Source organism: Lentzea sp. DG1S-22 (assembly GCF_036321065.1).
In the GTDB taxonomy this organism is placed as follows: Bacteria; Actinomycetota; Actinomycetes; order Mycobacteriales; family Pseudonocardiaceae; genus Lentzea; species Lentzea jiangxiensis.
In genome coordinates this window covers 3,520,667-3,535,660 of sequence record NZ_CP143276.1, presented here as the reverse complement: position 1 = coordinate 3,535,660, position 14,994 = coordinate 3,520,667, and the positions used below count along the sequence as shown (strand labels likewise).

Here is a 14,994-nt window from a genome sequence, read left to right as displayed (position 1 = left end):
GTCAGTTCTTGGTGGCGCAGACCTTCCCGGAGCTGCCACGTTCGCCGCTGTAACCGAAAGCGGCGATCTGGAAGCAACGCCGCGCACCGCCGCCGTCCTCGACCACGTACTTCGTGCCGCCGCCGGTCACCCTCGTCACGGCCGTCGGCTTCGCGCCCGTCACGTCGATCACCACGAACTCGGCCTGGCCGTCGCTCGGATCGCTCCACTCCAGCTCGATCGCCCCGCCCCGGTACTCGGCGCGCTTGAGGACCGGGACGAACCTCGGGTCGGCGTTCGGGGGCGGGCCCGCGTCGACCGACTCCGACGTCGGCACGGGCGGTGTCGTTGTCGTCACAGGAGGTTGCGCCTGCTCCCGGTCGTCGCCACCGCGGTTGAGCAGCATGCCCGCGACCACACCGCCCGTCACCGCGATCACGGCCAGCAGTGCGAGCACGCCGCCGCGCCTGCGCCTGCGGACAGGCCCGGTCATCGGCTCGACCGGGGGCGGCAGGTCGACCGCGGGCAGCACGGCCACCGGTTCCGGACGCGGAGGAGGGGGCGGAACGAGGTCGTGCTGCCGGTAGGTCAGGTCCTCGAGCCGCCCGCGCCACGAGTCGTCGCGCTCGGCTTCCGGTTCGGGTTCCGGTTCCGGTTCCGGGACGAAGCCGCGCGGACCGAAGCCGGGAGCCTCGGTCGGGCCCTCCGGGAAGAACAGCGGGCGTTCACCCAGCATCGCCGTCGCATCGGCGTCCACAGTGGACAGAGTCGTGCCGGAGTTCGCCGCCATCAGCGCGTCCCGCAGCTCCAGCGCCGACCCGAACCGCTCGGCGCGGTCCTTGCGCAGGCAGCGGTCGATGACGGCGACGAGCGGCGCCGGCACGTCGAACCGGGTGAGCGAACGGGGTTCCCCGCTGCCGACCCGGCCGACGTAGGACAACAGCGTGTCCTCGTCCGGGTTGTCCGACGCGAACGGCGGTTTGCCCTCCAGCAACGTGAACAGCGTCGAGCCGAGCGACCAGATGTCGTCGGCGAACGACGGCGTGACGCCTTCCAGCATCTGCGGGGCGGCGTGCCGGTAGCTGACCATCTGCAGCGACGCGGAGTGACCCGCGTCGGCTCCGCGCGCGATGCCGAAGTCGGCCAGCACGTAGGAGGTCGGGAGCACCAGGACGTTCTGCGGCTTGACGTCCCGGTGCAGGATGCCCTGGCCGTGCGCGAACGCCAGCGCGTCCGCCACCGCGATGCCCGCCGCCACCACGTCGGCCACGGGCAACGGGCCCATGGCGCGCAAACGGTCGTGCAGCGAGCCGCGCTCGTAGAACTCCATGACGATGCACGGGCGGCCGTCGGGCAGCGTGCCCGTGTCGAGCACCGTGACGATGTGGGGGTGCTGGCGGCCGAGCTCGACGGTGATGGCGAGCTCGCGGCGGAAGCGGGTCACCGTCGCCGGGTCGGTCACCTGCAGCACCTTGACCGCGACGTCGCGGCCGAGACCGTCCTGGCGGGCGCGGTAGATCGTGCCTTCCCCGCCCTGCGCGATCACGCGGAAACCGCTGTAGCCGGGCAACGCGATCTCGGGCGCCCGCGCGGCGCCCTGCGCGGGCGCCCAGGCCATCAGATCGTCGTCCACCGGCGGATCCTATCCCGGAGCGAAGGGGTCACCGCTGGAAGTTCGCACGGGGAGGACCCGGTGGTCCGGACCGTCCGCGGAGCTAGTCCCCGACCACCTTCACCTGGAATCCCAACGACTGCAGCATTCCGGTGAGCATCACGCGGGTGTTGTCCTCTGCTCGCTCGAGCAGCTCCGACTGCTTCGCGGCCTCCGTCAGCTTCCCCTCGGCCGCGACGTAGAACCGCTGCTGGTCGGGAGGCCCGGCCAGCGCCTGCAGGTCGTTGACGAGTCCGCGTTCCTGGCTGAAGACGTACGACCTGTCGTGGTGCAGGTTCGGCTTGTCCAGCTGGGGCTCCGGCAGCCGCAGCTCGACCGTCTTGCCGTCCGGCGACACCACCAGCCCGTCGTCCTTCAACGACCCCAGGTCCACGTACGCGTTGACCGACCCGGCCGCGACGAACAGCGTGCGCTGACCCGCCAGTGCGGCGGGCACCCACTTCACGTCGTCCTCGATGTCCAGCACGACCTGGAACTCGCCCGCCGCGGCGTGGTACTGGCTCAGGTCCCGCACCGACTTGAGCATCGCGGGCTGGCTGCGGTCGATCGACTCGCCGCCGAACGGCCGGACCAGGCCGAAGACGTACGCCGCCGCGCCGAGGAGAATGAGAACGGCCGCGACCAGAGCTCCACGCATCACCCAGCGCTTGTACACCGCGTTCGGGTACCCGTGAAGTGATGCGCGCACACGGGCCGTATGGGCTAATCGACCCGAGCGGAATCAGTTGCGCGTCCGCGTGGTTGGCTTTGGGCGAGACGAAAGCGATTGTTCAGGAGGCGTTGCGGTGGACCCGGAGAACCTGTACGAGGTGGACTCGGAGGTGCCGGACCTCACGGGTGCGGTGCTGCTGCACCACTTCGAGGGCTTCATGGACGCCGGCGCCGCGGGCCGCCTGCTCGCCGAGCACCTGCTGGAGACCCTGGAGAGCCGCGTCGTGGCGCGGTTCGACGTCGACGGCCTGATCGACTACCGCTCGCGCCGCCCGCTGATGACCTACGCGACCGACCACTGGGAGGACTACGCCGCCCCAGAGCTCGTCGTGCACCTGCTGTTCGACAGCGCGGGGCACCCGTTCCTGCTGCTCACGGGCCCGGAGCCGGACCGCGGCTGGGAGGCGTTCATCCAGGCCGTGAAGTCGTTGGTCGACCGTTGGGGCGTCCGCCTCACCATCGGCTTCCACGGCATCCCGATGGGCGTGCCGCACACCCGCCCGCTGAACGTCATCGGCCACGCCACGCGCCCCGAGCTCGTGTCGGAGTACCAGCCGTTCTTCAACCGCGTGCAGGTGCCGGGCAACGTCTCCGGCCTGCTCGAGTTCCGCCTGGGCCAGGCGGGCCACGACGCCATGGGCTTCGCCGCCCAGGTGCCGCACTACCTCGCCCAGTCGCAGTACCCGACCGCCGCCGTGACGCTGCTGGACGCCGTCGCCCGCGCCTCGGGCCTCGCCCTGCCGATCGGCTCGCTGATCGAGGCCGCCCAGACCGCCGACGCCGAGATCCACCGCCAGGTCGCGGAGTCCGAGGAGGTCGCGCAGGTGGTGGAAGCGCTCGAGCGGCAGTACGACGCGTTCATCCAGACTGTCGGCGACACCGACATCCCCAGCGCGGACGAGCTGGGTGCCGAGTTCGAACGGTTCCTCGCCGAGCAGCAGCGTCCGCCGGACCACCTGTAGGAGATCCGCCATGGCCACCTGGGACGACGTGCGCAGGATCGCCACCTCCATGCCCGACGTGACGGAGGGGGTGCGGGAGGGCGTCGTCGACTGGAGGGTCAGGGAGAAGCTGTTCGTCTGGGAACGGCCGCTGCGGGGGACCGACCTGTCGGCACTGGGCGCGGCGGCCCCCTCCGGGCCGATCCTGGCGGCGCGGGTGCCCGACCTCGGCGCCAAGGAGGCGCTGCTCGCGTCGGACCGGTCGGTCTACTTCACGACGCCGCACTTCCAGGGGTACCCGGCGATCTTCGTGCGGCTGGAGCACATCGGGGTGGGGGAGCTGGAGGAGCTGATCGTGGAGGCGTGGCACGCGCGGGCGCGCAGGCGCTGATGGAGTTCTTCTGCCACCACCGCGACCGGCCGGGCTCGATGCCGTTGCGCGAGAGGCTCGTCGAGCAGCACTGGTCCTACATGGACCGGTTCGAGCTGATCGCCCGAGGCCCGACGTTCACCGGCGGTCTGCTCACCGGCAGCGTCCACGTCGTCGACCTCCCCGACCCTGCCGCCGCACGGGCGTTCGCGTTCGACGAGCCGAACTACCGGGCAGGCGCGTACCGCGACGTGCTGCTGCGCAGGTGGCGCAACGTGCTCGGCCGCACGATGTGGGACTTCCCCGGCGGCCGCGAGGGCGGTGGCCACCTCGTGCTCGGGTTCGGGTCGGGCGAACCGGCCGACCTCGTCCCCGCGCGCCCCGACGAGCTGATCGCGTACGGGCCGTTGCTGTCCGACGACGGCACGGCGTGGCTGGGGACGGCGGCGCTGGTCAGGTCGGCCGACCCGCGGTCCGCGCTGACCGTCGACCGGTACGACGCCGTCGAGGTGCACGAATGGGAGTTCGGCGGCCGGCGTCAGTAGCTGACGAACCGGTAGTGCAGGCCGCTGCTCGACTCCAGCCACTCCCCGACGCGCACCGGCTCGCGGTCCACGGCGGGCGCGCAGGTGTCGCCCTCGAACGTCTCCCGGATCTCGGTCACCTCGACCCGGTCCGCGAACGGCAGCGTGGCCGCGTACACCGCGGACCCGCCGATCACCCACAGGTCGCCGGTGACGTCCGCGAGCGCCTCCCGCAGCGAGGAGAACGTCTCCACGCCCTCCTGGGGCGTGCGCGACAGCACCAGGTTGCGGCGGCCGGGCAGCGGGCGGAAGCGCGGCGGCAGGGACTCCCAGGTGCGGCGTCCCATGAGGACCGCCGCCCCCGCGGTGGTCTCCCGGAAGTGCTTCATGTCCTCGGGGACGTGCCACGGGATGGCGTTGTCGCGACCGATCACGCCGTTCGCGGCCTGCGCCCAGATCAGGCCGATCACACCGCCACCGGGGCCTTGATGCCGGGGTGCGGGTCGTAGCCCTCGATCGTGAAGTCCTCGTAGGTGTAGTCGAACAGCGACGGCGCTGAGGCCAGCCGGAGGGTGGGGAACTCGCGGGCGTCGCGGCTGAGCTGCAGTTCGACCTGTTCGACGTGGTTGTCGTAGATGTGGCAGTCGCCGCCGGTCCAGATGAAGTCGCCGACGCCGAGGCCGGTCTGCGCCGCGATCATGTGCGTGAGCAGCGCGTAGGAGGCGATGTTGAACGGCACGCCGAGGAACAGGTCCGCGCTGCGCTGGTAGAGCTGGCAGGACAGCTTGCCGTCGGCGACGTAGAACTGGAAGAACGCGTGGCAGGGCGGCAGCGCCATCTGCGGGATCTCGCCGACGTTCCAGGCGGAGACGATGATCCGGCGCGAGTCCGGGTTCTCCCGCAGGGTCTTCAGCACCTCGGCGATCTGGTCGACGTGCCCGCCGTCCGGGGTGGGCCACGAGCGCCACTGCACGCCGTAGACGGGGCCGAGCTCGCCCTCCGGGGACGCCCACTCGTCCCAGATGGACACGCCGTGCTCCCGCAGCCAGCGGACGTTGCTGTCGCCGCGCAGGAACCACAGCAGCTCGTACGCGATCGACTTGAAGTGGACCTTCTTCGTCGTGATCAGCGGGAAGCCCGCGGCGAGCGGGTAGCGCAGCTGGTGGCCGAAGATCGACCGCGTGCCGGTGCCGGTGCGGTCCTCCTTGCGCACGCCCTCCTTCAGGACGTGGCGGAGCAGGTCTTCGTACTGCGTGTCGGGCATGCACGCACCCTAACTCCACCATCCCGGTCCGGCTTCAGAACCTCGCCATGTCGGGCTCGAGGCCCAGCTTGAGCATCGAGTACGTCTCCAGCACCCGGCGCGACACCACGGTGTGCTGGGCGGCGACGTGGGCGTCGCGCAGGCACCGTTGCAGGGCGGACGACTCGAACACCGAGCTGCCGCCGCCCGCCGCGAACGCCTTCCGCGTGACGTCGGTCGCCTCACCCGAGGCGAACGAGCAGGCCAGCCGCAGCCGCGCCTTCAGGGCGTCCGGGGTCCGGGTGCCGTTCACGGCGTGCTCCCAGGCGGCGCTCAGGGCCTCGTGCAGGAACGCCGTCGCCGACGACAGTCGCGCCTCGGCCAGCGCGAGCTCGATCTGCACACCGGTCTGCTCGGCGAGCCGGGTGGTCGCGTGCTGAGGGGTCTTCGCGACGGCCAGCGCCTCGATCTCGTCGATCGCGCGGCGGGCGACGCCCAGGCACACGGACGCGACGCCCACGGCCAGGAAGCTGAAGTACGGGAAGACGGTGATCGGGCCCTCGATGCCGGGAGTGCAGCCGATCGGCCACACCGCACGACGTGACGGCAGGAAGGCATCGTCGAGGGAGAACTCGTGCGAACCGGTGGCGCGCAGGCCGGCGGCGTTCCAGGTGTCGTGGATCGTCACGTCCGCTCGGGGGTACACGGCCAGACGCGGGCCGACGGGCATGAGCGTGCCTGCGATGACCCAGTCGGAGTGGGTGACGGCGCTGCCCCAGCCCCAGCGGCCGGTGACGCGGTAGCCGCCGTCGGCCTCGACCGCCCTGCCGAGCGGTGCGGCCGTGCCCGCGATCAGCGCACGCGGGTCGCCGAAGACCTCGTCGGAGGCATCCCGAGGCAGGTACCAGGCCAGTGACGCCGAGACCGCGGTCGTCATCGCGGTCCACCCGGTCGAGGCGTCGGCCCGCGACAGCTCCTGGACCTCCCGGCTCCACTGGGGCAGGCCGAGCTCGGCGCCGCCGTAGCGCTGCGGGGCGATCCGGCGGTGCACGCCGTGGTCGACGAGCGCGGTGAGCACCGGTTCGGTGAGGGCGCGCTGCTGCTCGGCCATCGGCGCCTCGGCGCGGATCAGAGCGTGGAGATCCATGCGGGCGATCTTGCCGAGTGGGTCAGAGCTTGGCGAGCGCCTCGACGAGTGGCTTCAGCTCCGGAGTGGCCGAAGCCTCCTCCAGCGAGGCGGAGAGGACGGCGTCGTGCGTGGGACGGGCCTGTGCGAGCAGCGCGTGGCCCTTGCCGGTGACCTCGGTGTAGATGCCGCGCCGGTCGGTGGGGCAGAGGTAGCGGGCCAGCAGGCCGCGGTCCTCCAGGCGCGTGACCAGGCGCGTCGTGGCCGACTGGCTGAGCACCACGGCGTTGGAGAGCTGGTTCATCCGGAGGTGGAAGCCGTCCTGGCGGTTGAGGACGTCCAGAACGGTGTACTCGCTGACGGAAAGTTCGTGGGCCTTCTGCAGCGCTCTTTCGAGACGGTCCTCGATCCGCGCGTGCAACGCCGCGAGCGTGCGCCACCCCTGTGCGCGCGCCTGGACGGCGTCGTCGTCCAGTGACATAGGTCAATCCCCTCAAATAGACAGCGCGTGCAACTATTGCTTACGCTTGTAATCGTCTTCAGCAAGTCTACCGGGGAGAGATATGGATCTGTCGGGACGCACGGCGCTTGTGACGGGCTCGACCGCCGGCATCGGGTACGCCACGGCGGAGGCGCTGCTCGAGGCGGGTGCCGCCGTCGTCATCACCGGCCGCAGCGCCGACCGCGTCGCCGAGGCGGTCGGCAAGCTGAGCGCGAACGGCGACGTGCGCGGCGTCGCGGCGGACCTCGCGACCGCCGAGGGCGCGGCCGACCTCGTCAGCCAGGTGCCCGACGTCGACGTCCTGGTCAACAACCTGGGGATCTACGGCGCGAAGCCGGTCTTCGAGATCGACGACGCCGAGTGGCAGCGCTACTTCGACACCAACATCATGTCCGGCGTGCGCCTCGCCCGGCACTACACGCCCCGCATGGTCGAGCGCGGCTGGGGCCGGGTGATCTTCGTGAGCAGCGAGTCCTCCGTCTTCACCCCGACCGAGATGGTCCACTACGGCATGACGAAGACCGCGCAGCTCGCCCTCTCGCGCGGCATGGCCCAGGAGGTCAAGGGCACCGGCGTCACCGTCAACTCGGTGCTGCCCGGCCCGACGCTCACCCCCGGCGTCGAGGAGTTCATCCGCGACCGCGTCGGCGAGGGCGGCGAGGCGGAGTTCGTCCGCACCGAACGCCCCACGCTCCTGCTCGGCCGCCTGATCCGCCCCCACGAGGTCGCGAACCTCATCACCTACGTCGCGTCGGACCTGTCGTCCGCGACGACCGGAGCCGCGTTGCGCGTCGACGGCGGCACCGCTCCGACGCTCATCCCGTAACGAGGTAAGGATTTTCTCTTGAACACCGTGAAGCTCAACAACGGCGTCGTCATGCCCCAGCTCGGCTTCGGCGTCTGGCAGGTGCCCGACGCGGAGGCCACCTCGGCCGTCGCGGAAGCGCTGGAGGCCGGCTACCGCAGCATCGACACCGCGGCCGCCTACGGCAACGAGGCCGGCACCGGCCAGGCCATCGCCGAGTCCGGCCTGGCCCGCGACGACGTCTTCGTCACCACCAAGCTCTGGAACTCCGAGCAGGGCTACGACTCGACGCTGCGCGCGTTCGACGACTCGATGCGCAAGCTCGGCCTCGACGTGCTCGACCTGTACCTGATCCACTGGCCGGCCCCGGCCCGCGACCTCTACGCCGACACGTGGAAGGCGTTCGTCGAGCTGCAGGAGCAGGGCCGCATCCGCGCGATCGGCGTCTCCAACTTCCAGCCCGAGCACCTGCGCCGCCTGATCGACGAGACCGGCGTCACCCCGGCGGTGAACCAGATCGAGCTGCACCCGTACCTCCAGCAGGCCGAGCTGCGCGCGTTCAACGCCGAGCACGGCATCCAGACCGAGGCGTGGTCGCCGCTCGGCCAGGGCGGCGAGCTGCTGTCCGACCCGGTCGTACAGAAGATCGCGCTGGCGCACGGCAAGTCCGCCGCCCAGGTCGTGCTGCGGTGGCACCTGCAGATCGGCAACGTCGTGATCCCGAAGTCCGTGACGCCGTCCCGGATCCGGGAGAACATCGACGTGTTCGACTTCGAGCTGCCGGAGGCCGAGATGGAGGCCCTGTCCACGCTGGACCGGGGTGGCCGGATCGGGCCGGACCCGGACGAGCTCAACTAGCCCGGGAGGGCACGAAGCCCGGACCGCTCGATCGCGGTCCGGGCTTCGCCGGCAACGAGCCGCCTCAGGCTCGCATGACTGTGGCGATCGGGATCCGCGCCGCCCGGACGGCCGGGATCAACCCGCCCAGCACGCCCGCGACCAGACCCGCGATCACGCCCGCGACCCCCGCCTCCCAGGGGAAGGCGGTGCCCTGCAGCGACGGGAAGCGGCTGCCGAACATCATCAGGGCCACCTGCAGGCCCGCCGCGCCGGCGCCGATCGCGAGCGTCGCGGTCAGCAGGCCCGTCAGCAGCGTCTCGGCGAGCACGATGCCGGCGAGCAGCATCCGGGACATGCCCACCGCGCGGCGCAGGGCGAACTCCTCGACCCGCTCGCCGACGGTGGCGAGGCCGACGTTCAGGATGCCGGCGACGCCGATCAGCAGCACCAGGAACGCCATGCCGAGGAAGATCAGGCGCATGATCTTCAGCTCGGACTCCATGCGCTCCTTGGAGTTCACGACCTGGAAGTGCATCTGGTCCTGCGGGATGCCGACGCCGGCGAGCTTCGCCTTGAGCAGCCGCTGGAGATCGTCGGAACCCGGCTGCAGGTAGAGCTCGAGGTTGGTGCCGCCGCCGCGCATCCTGTCGACCTCGGTGGTCTCGGCGGCCGCGGGCATCCACGTGCGCAGTTCGTCGAGGCGCATGTAGATGCGCGGCTGGAAGTAGCCGTCCTGCACCACGCCCGTGATCTGCGGCGACACGTGGTGGGTGGCGCCGTCGATCATCATCTCCCCGGGGACGCGGTACTGCCGCAGGCCCTTGGCGGCCTCCTCGTTCAGCACGATCCTCGGGGCCAGGGAGGGCGCGGTGCCGAACTCGAGCCAGTTGCCGGAGACCGGGCGGAAAGGCTTGAACGGGCGGATGTCACCGGTCAGCGCGACCATGCTGACCTCGATCGCCTGGCCGTCCGGCTTCTTCTCCTGCGCCTTCTGCTCGGTGCAGGTGCCGTTCCTGTCGCAGTACACCTGCGGGCCGGAGTAGTCCCCGCCGCGGCCCGCGTACTCGAACGGCATGCCGCCCTCGTTGATCGGCCGCACGCCGGGCTCGCCGATGATCGCCTTCGAGCCGATCATCGCGACCGCGTCGGTGCGGCCCTTCATCATGTCCTCGACGATGCCCGGCGCGCCCTTCTCACCGGGGACGTAGCCCGTGACCGTGCCGTCCTTGCCGGACTGCAGCTCGACGTCGACGAGCATCGCCCGTTCGGCGATCTCGGAGCCCGCCTGCACCGCCACGACCGCGAGGACGCCGAGGAACAGCGAGACCATCGAGAGGAACGTGCGCAGTTTTCGGGCGCGGATGCCCTGCCCGCCGATGACGAGGGCGGACCGCAGCTTGCCGGAGAACATCAGTTGAACCGCCCGTCGCGCAGCTCCAGCACGCGGCCCATCTTGCGCGCGTGGTCGTGGTCGTGCGTCACCAGCACGAGGCCACAGCCCTGCCTGGTCGTGTTGAGCAGCACCTCGACGACGAGGTTGCCGGTCTCGGTGTCGAGCGCGCCCGTGGGCTCGTCGGCGAGGATGATGCGCGGTTGCCGGACGAGTGCCCTGGCGATCGCGACGCGCTGCTGCTCACCGCCGGAGAGCCGGGAGGGCTTGGACTTCGCGAGATGAGCGATGCCGACCTGCTCCAGCGCGTCCATCACCTGCTGCCTGCGCTTGCGCCGCGCCGACCAGCCCTGGCCGTTCACGAGCGCCATCGCGACGTTCTGCGCCGCGGTGAGGTGCTTGAGCAGGAAGAAGCGCTGGAAGACGAACCCGAACTCCGCGCTGCGCAACGCCGCGGCCCTGCGTTCGGGGAGCTTGGTGATGTCGTCGCCGTGCAGGAGGTACCGACCTCCGTCGGCACGGTCGAACAGTCCGATCAGCGACAGCAGGGTCGACTTGCCGGAGCCGGAACGGCCGAGGATCGCCACGCTCTGTCCCGGGTGGACGGTCAGGTCCACCCCCGACAGGATGGTGCGCGGTTCCTCCTGCCCCTTCAGCACTTTCGTGATCCCGTTGAGCTGCAACAGCGGTGCTGGCACCGCGGGCTGGGCGAAGGACTGCGTCATCACGGTCCCGTCGGCTTGCTCTGGTCGCCGCCCTGCTGCCGGCCCTCCGGCAGGTTCGGGCCGGGCACGGCGAGCTCCTCGTCGCCGGTGAGACCCGACTTCACCTCGATCACCTTGCCGTCGGTGAGGCCGAGCACCACGTCGGTGGTGCGGCGCCGGCCGTCGGCACCGAGGACGTCGACCTTGCCCTTGCCCTGCTGGCCCGCGACGGCCTCGACCGGGACGACCAGCGCCTGCGTCGACTTGCCGGTGGTGACCTCGATCGACGCGGTGGCGCCGTTGATCATCTGCACGTCGGCGGGCGCGGTGCACACGATGCGCAGGCCCGTGGAGCCGCTCGGCTGCTGCGGCTGCTCCGGGGTCTTGGGCTGCTGCGGCTGCTGGTCCTTGGAGTCCTTGTCGCCGGGCGTGGCCGGAGGCTTCTCCGGGATGGTGCCCTGCGGCAGCGCGGCGATCGTGCCGAGCACCGTGCACGGGAAGGGTCCGGGCCCGTTCTTGATCTGCGCCGTCACGTCGGTGAGCGCACCGCTGATCTTGTACGCCTGCTGGCCGTCGATGTCGCCGACGAGCGCGTAGCCGACGTGCTTGGCGGACGCGATCGGCATGCCCGCCGTCACCGTCGCCTTGTCGTCGACCAGCCTGCCGCTGAACGTGGACCCCGCCGGGGCCTCGACGTAGTTCGGCGTCTGGCCGCTCCACACCGTCGCGACCCGGATCGGTCTCGTGGGGGTGCCGTTCGGAGCCGGGACGTCGAAGTACCGCACCTGGCCCGCGGCGGGGGCGACCAGCCCGAACGTGGGGTTCATCTCGACCTTGCCCGAGATGCTGAGCTTGGTGGTCAGGTCCTGCCTCGTCGGCTTGACCTTCGTCATCGTCGTGCCCCGCGGCGCCAACTCCGGGTCGGTCTGGTCGGGACCCGACGGACTGCACGCAGCCACGCCCACCGTGACCAGCGCGCACAGCGGCGCGAGAACAATTTTCCGCACGAACGTCCCCCATGTCGTTTCGACCAACCTATGGATAAGGACACCTCACCCTCCGGGGAGGTTGCATCGGACTTTCGGCCGATGTCGCATCGACCTGGTGGCCACGGGTATCCGGGTGTTGACCGGAAGGAGAAAGCTTGTGAATGCGCTTGCCGTGGTAACCGGCGCGTCCAGTGGAATCGGTTACGAACTCGCCAAAGTCTTCGCGGACAACGGCTTCGACGTGGTGGCCGTGGCGGAGGACGAGAGGATCGAGGAGGCCGCCGCGCAGCTGAGGCTGCGCAGCGGCGGTGTGCGGGTCGAACCGGTGCTCGCCGACCTGCGCCTGTTCGAGGGCGTCGAGTCCCTCGTGGCACGGGTGCGCGCGATGGGCCGCTCGGTCGACGCGCTCGCGATCAACGCGGGCGTCGGCGTCGGCGGCGACTTCGTGCGCGACACCGCGCTCGGCGACAACCTGGAGATCGTCGACCTCAACGTCCGCTCCGCGGTGCACCTCGCGCATCGCCTGATCGGCGACATGGTGGACCGCAAGGAGGGCAAGGTGCTCTTCACGTCGTCCATCGCCGCCACCGCGCCCGGCCCGTTCCACTCGGTCTACGCGGCGTCGAAAGCGTTCCTGGCGTCGTTCGCCCAAAGCCTGCGCGAGGAGCTGCGCGACACCGGCGTCAGCGTCACGAGCCTGATGCCCGGCCCGACCGACACCGAGTTCTTCGACCGCGCCGGCATGCAGGACACCAAGATCGCGACGGGGGACAAGGACGACCCGGCGCAGGTCGCGCAGCAGGGGTTCGAGGCGCTGATGAAGGGCGACGACCACGTGGTGGCCGGGGCGCTCAAGAACAAGGTCCAGGCGATCGCGGGCAGGGTCGCCCCGGACCCGGTGAAGGCCAAGATGATGCGTTCGATGACGGAGCCCGGTTCAGCCGACTCCTGACGGGTATTCGCGCCCCATGGACCAACCGAACCCCAGTGAGACCCAGAAGTGCCTGTCCGGCGCCGGCTACCCCGTGGACAAAGGGCGACTGCTCGACGCCGGACGGGGGAACGGGGCCGGCGAGGACGTCCCGGCAGCGCCGGAAAAGCTGCCCGAAAATGACTACAACGGCCCGAACGCCGTCAGTGCGGAGGTCTCGAACGCGTGAACCGGATCCAGCAGGCGTACGGCGAGGGCAGGCCGCTTCCCGGCTACCTGCTCGCCATCGGCACATACACGGCAGTCGTCGGCGCCGTCGCGGCGGTCGGGCGCTTCACCGGCGTCCGGCTTCCCGAGAAGTTCTCACTCGGCGACACCGCGCTCGTGGCCGTGGCGACGCACAAGGCGAGCCGGTTGCTCACCAAGGAGGCGGTGACGAGCCCGCTCAGGGCACCGTTCACCCGCTACGAGGAGCCGGCGGGGCACGCGGAGCTCAAGGAGTCGGTGCGGTCGGACCACCCCGCGCGGCACGCGATCGGCGAGCTGCTGACGTGCCCGTTCTGCGCGGGCGTGTGGATCGCGAGCGGGCTCACCGCCGGCTTGGTGTTCGCGCCGCGGTTCACCCGCCTGGTGTCGACGGCCCTCACCGCCGTGGCGGCCTCGGACACCCTGAACCTCGTCTACGACAAGTTGAAGTCATGACCCGCGGCGACCGCGCCGGCTCCCCTCGTAGGCCTCCCTGCGCACCGTGGCGAGCCAGCGCGGCGCCAGCTCCAGCTCCGGCGGCAGGTTGAGAACCGGGTCGAACGCCACCGGCCGCGCGTCCTCGCGCGGCCGGAGCGTCAGCTCGGCGACCTGGCGCCACCGCGCGTCCTTGCCCGACGCGTGCAGGGTGAACCTCCCCGGCGGCTCCCCCTCGCCGGGAACGGCCATGAACCACAGCAGCTCGCCGCGGTACCGGTAGGGCGCGAGCGTGCCGAGCCGGGCGTCGCGCCAGCGGCGCACGAACTTCGGCAGCATCCGCGTCCGCGCACCCGTGCCGGTGCTCGACAGCAGCAGGTCCCAGTCGCCGGACGGGGTGGGCACGCGCAGGGCGAGGCCGAGCACGTCGGGCTTGCCGGGACCGGTGCCCGCGCCTTTGGACAGTCGCACGACGACCTCGGCACCGCGGGGGAAGGGGTCGGATCCCGTCAGCTCCCCGGTCAGCAGGAGGCCGCGCGGGTGGAAGGCCCGGGCGTGCCGCGCCTTCGCGAGCAGCCGGAAGACAGTCGTCAGCACATCCTCGTATACCCGCGAAACACGCAGGAAAACGTGGTGTTTCAAGGCATTCCGACGGGGGATTCCAGCGTGGTGAGGCTGCTCAGAGCACCGGGCGTGTACACGCCCCAGGACGACACCGCGCTTCTGGTCGAAGCGCTGCACGCGGCGGCGGTTCCACCCGGTGGCCGTGTGCTCGACATCGGAACGGGCACCGGCGCGCTCGCCATCGCGGCGATCCGCGCGGGAGCCGCCGAGGTGACCGGCGTGGACGTCTCCCGGCGGGCGGTGTGGACCGCGCGTGTCAACGCCGCGCTGAACCGGGTTCCGCTGCGCGTCCGGCTCGGCAACGCGCTGGAGGTGATCGGCGACGAGAGCTTCGACCTGGTGCTCTCGAACCCTCCGTACGTGCCCGCGTCGAACCCGTGCGCGGCGCAGGGGCCGGCCAGGGCCTGGGACGCGGGGCTCGACGGACGCCAGCTGCTCAACCCGTTGTGCGCCAGGATGTACGAGCTGCTGAACCCCGGCGGCGTCCTGCTGATGGTCCACTCGGCACTGTGCGGGGTGGAGGCGACGCTCGCGCAGTTGCGCGACTGCGGTCTCAAGGCCGCCGTCGTGCAGCGGCGCCGCGTGCCGTTCGGTCCCGTCATGAACGGCAGGACGAGCTTCCTGGAACAACACGGTCTGATCGAACCCGGTCAGCGGCACGAGGAACTGGTGGTGATCCGAGGTGACCGGCCAGAACGCCCGCAGGGTGACGGTGGTGCCGAACGGGCCGGTGCTCGTTGAGGGCCCCGTCGAGCTGGTGACCGACGACGGCGAGACGCACACCAGCGACCGTTTCGTGGTCGCGGTGTGCGCCTGCCGTCGCAGCAAGCGCTTTCCGTTCTGCGACACCAGCCATCGCAAGCGTGTGCGCACCGATGTCGCGGAGCACCGGGACGACAGCAGCTGATCTCTCGCAAGTGTGGACAAGGTCTGGCCCCGAGAACACCGTGTTCTCGGGGCCA

General features: G+C 70.8%; 20 protein-coding genes. 10 read left to right on the top strand and 10 right to left on the bottom strand.

Going from position 1 to position 14,994, the window contains the following annotated elements; all coding sequences use genetic code 11:
- Nucleotide 1 precedes the first annotated feature (1 nt).
- Both V1227_RS15610 and V1227_RS15605 read right to left on the bottom strand, forming a co-directional pair.
- Nucleotides 2–1,612, bottom strand: coding sequence for a serine/threonine-protein kinase (locus tag V1227_RS15610; protein WP_329793284.1), 1,611 nt, complete (start codon nt 1,610–1,612; stop codon nt 2–4).
- Between the two features lie 82 nt (nt 1,613–1,694).
- On the bottom strand, nt 1,695–2,306 hold the full coding sequence (locus tag V1227_RS15605; protein ID WP_329793283.1) for a DUF4230 domain-containing protein: 612 nt from the start codon (nt 2,304–2,306) through the stop codon (nt 1,695–1,697).
- Nucleotides 2,307–2,436: 130 nt separating this feature from the next.
- Here V1227_RS15605 and V1227_RS15600 point away from each other — a divergent pair, with 130 nt between their 5' ends.
- From V1227_RS15600 to V1227_RS15590, 3 genes are read left to right on the top strand one after another with little or no spacing between them, the layout of a single operon-like run.
- On the top strand, nt 2,437–3,324 hold the full coding sequence (locus tag V1227_RS15600; protein ID WP_329793282.1) for a proteasome assembly chaperone family protein: 888 nt from the start codon (nt 2,437–2,439) through the stop codon (nt 3,322–3,324).
- A 10-nt stretch (nt 3,325–3,334) separates the two neighbouring features.
- Nucleotides 3,335–3,694, top strand: coding sequence for an MmcQ/YjbR family DNA-binding protein (locus V1227_RS15595; protein ID WP_329793281.1), 360 nt, complete (start codon nt 3,335–3,337; stop codon nt 3,692–3,694).
- On the top strand, nt 3,694–4,218 hold the full coding sequence (locus V1227_RS15590) for a YciI family protein (protein ID WP_329794042.1): 525 nt from the start codon (nt 3,694–3,696) through the stop codon (nt 4,216–4,218). The genes V1227_RS15595 and V1227_RS15590 overlap by 1 nt, the downstream gene beginning before the upstream one ends.
- On the opposite strand, the gene V1227_RS15585 is transcribed toward V1227_RS15590, so the two are convergent.
- From V1227_RS15585 to V1227_RS15570, 4 genes are read right to left on the bottom strand one after another with little or no spacing between them, the layout of a single operon-like run.
- Nucleotides 4,212–4,667, bottom strand: coding sequence for a dihydrofolate reductase (locus V1227_RS15585; protein WP_329793279.1), 456 nt, complete (start codon nt 4,665–4,667; stop codon nt 4,212–4,214). The two genes, V1227_RS15590 and V1227_RS15585, sit on opposite strands and share 7 nt — an antisense overlap.
- On the bottom strand, nt 4,664–5,461 hold the full coding sequence (locus V1227_RS15580; protein WP_329793278.1) for a thymidylate synthase: 798 nt from the start codon (nt 5,459–5,461) through the stop codon (nt 4,664–4,666). Before V1227_RS15580 ends, V1227_RS15585 begins: the two co-directional genes overlap by 4 nt.
- Before the next feature lie 34 nt (nt 5,462–5,495).
- Nucleotides 5,496–6,587, bottom strand: a complete 1,092-nt coding sequence (locus V1227_RS15575; RefSeq protein ID WP_329793277.1) for an acyl-CoA dehydrogenase family protein — start codon at nt 6,585–6,587, stop codon at nt 5,496–5,498.
- Nucleotides 6,588–6,609: 22 nt separating this feature from the next.
- Nucleotides 6,610–7,047, bottom strand: a complete 438-nt coding sequence (locus tag V1227_RS15570) for a MarR family winged helix-turn-helix transcriptional regulator (RefSeq protein WP_090097878.1) — start codon at nt 7,045–7,047, stop codon at nt 6,610–6,612.
- An 82-nt stretch (nt 7,048–7,129) separates the two neighbouring features.
- Between V1227_RS15570 and V1227_RS15565 the strand changes: the two genes are divergently transcribed.
- Together V1227_RS15565 and V1227_RS15560 are read left to right on the top strand one after the other, a co-directional pair.
- Entirely contained in the window at nt 7,130–7,894 is a 765-nt protein-coding gene (locus tag V1227_RS15565) for an SDR family NAD(P)-dependent oxidoreductase (protein WP_329793276.1), read from the top strand.
- A 51-nt stretch (nt 7,895–7,945) separates the two neighbouring features.
- On the top strand, nt 7,946–8,731 hold the full coding sequence (locus tag V1227_RS15560; RefSeq protein ID WP_329794041.1) for an aldo/keto reductase: 786 nt from the start codon (nt 7,946–7,948) through the stop codon (nt 8,729–8,731).
- A 64-nt stretch (nt 8,732–8,795) separates the two neighbouring features.
- On the opposite strand, the gene V1227_RS15555 is transcribed toward V1227_RS15560, so the two are convergent.
- Genes V1227_RS15555 through V1227_RS15545 form a run of 3 tightly spaced genes read right to left on the bottom strand, consistent with a single transcriptional unit; the run spans nt 8,796 to nt 11,814 of the window.
- Nucleotides 8,796–10,124: an ABC transporter permease gene (locus V1227_RS15555; RefSeq protein WP_329793275.1), complete on the bottom strand. Its 1,329-nt coding sequence runs from the start codon at nt 10,122–10,124 to the stop codon at nt 8,796–8,798.
- Nucleotides 10,124–10,828 carry an ABC transporter ATP-binding protein gene (locus tag V1227_RS15550; RefSeq protein ID WP_329793274.1) on the bottom strand — a complete coding sequence of 235 codons (705 nt, stop codon included), beginning with the start codon at nt 10,826–10,828 and terminating at the stop codon, nt 10,124–10,126. The genes V1227_RS15555 and V1227_RS15550 overlap by 1 nt, the downstream gene beginning before the upstream one ends.
- Nucleotides 10,828–11,814 carry an efflux RND transporter periplasmic adaptor subunit gene (locus V1227_RS15545; protein WP_329793273.1) on the bottom strand — a complete coding sequence of 329 codons (987 nt, stop codon included), beginning with the start codon at nt 11,812–11,814 and terminating at the stop codon, nt 10,828–10,830. Before V1227_RS15545 ends, V1227_RS15550 begins: the two co-directional genes overlap by 1 nt.
- Nucleotides 11,815–11,953: 139 nt before the next feature.
- Between V1227_RS15545 and V1227_RS15540 the strand changes: the two genes are divergently transcribed.
- The 3 genes from V1227_RS15540 to V1227_RS15530 are packed head-to-tail and all read left to right on the top strand — an operon-like array spanning nt 11,954 to nt 13,429.
- Complete coding sequence (locus V1227_RS15540) at nt 11,954–12,748, top strand: SDR family NAD(P)-dependent oxidoreductase (RefSeq protein ID WP_329793272.1); 795 nt, start codon at nt 11,954–11,956, stop codon at nt 12,746–12,748.
- 16 nt (nt 12,749–12,764) lie between these two features.
- Complete coding sequence (locus V1227_RS15535) at nt 12,765–12,956, top strand: DUF2795 domain-containing protein (protein ID WP_329793271.1); 192 nt, start codon at nt 12,765–12,767, stop codon at nt 12,954–12,956.
- The gene (locus V1227_RS15530; RefSeq protein ID WP_329793269.1) at nt 12,953–13,429 is read left to right on the top strand and encodes a DUF1360 domain-containing protein; all 477 of its coding nucleotides are present in this window, start codon (nt 12,953–12,955) and stop codon (nt 13,427–13,429) included. The genes V1227_RS15535 and V1227_RS15530 overlap by 4 nt, the downstream gene beginning before the upstream one ends.
- Here V1227_RS15530 and V1227_RS15525 read toward each other — a convergent pair.
- On the bottom strand, nt 13,424–14,005 hold the full coding sequence (locus V1227_RS15525) for a hypothetical protein (RefSeq protein WP_329793267.1): 582 nt from the start codon (nt 14,003–14,005) through the stop codon (nt 13,424–13,426). The genes V1227_RS15530 and V1227_RS15525 overlap by 6 nt on opposite strands.
- A 72-nt stretch (nt 14,006–14,077) precedes the next feature.
- Between V1227_RS15525 and V1227_RS15520 the strand changes: the two genes are divergently transcribed.
- A complete protein-coding gene (locus V1227_RS15520; protein ID WP_329794040.1) occupies nt 14,078–14,773 on the top strand; it encodes a HemK2/MTQ2 family protein methyltransferase in 696 nt (231 codons plus the stop codon).
- Nucleotides 14,715–14,939 (top strand): CDGSH iron-sulfur domain-containing protein, encoded by a 225-nt coding sequence (locus tag V1227_RS15515; protein ID WP_329793266.1) that lies wholly within the window; start codon nt 14,715–14,717, stop codon nt 14,937–14,939. Before V1227_RS15520 ends, V1227_RS15515 begins: the two co-directional genes overlap by 59 nt.
- Nucleotides 14,940–14,994 lie beyond the last annotated feature (55 nt).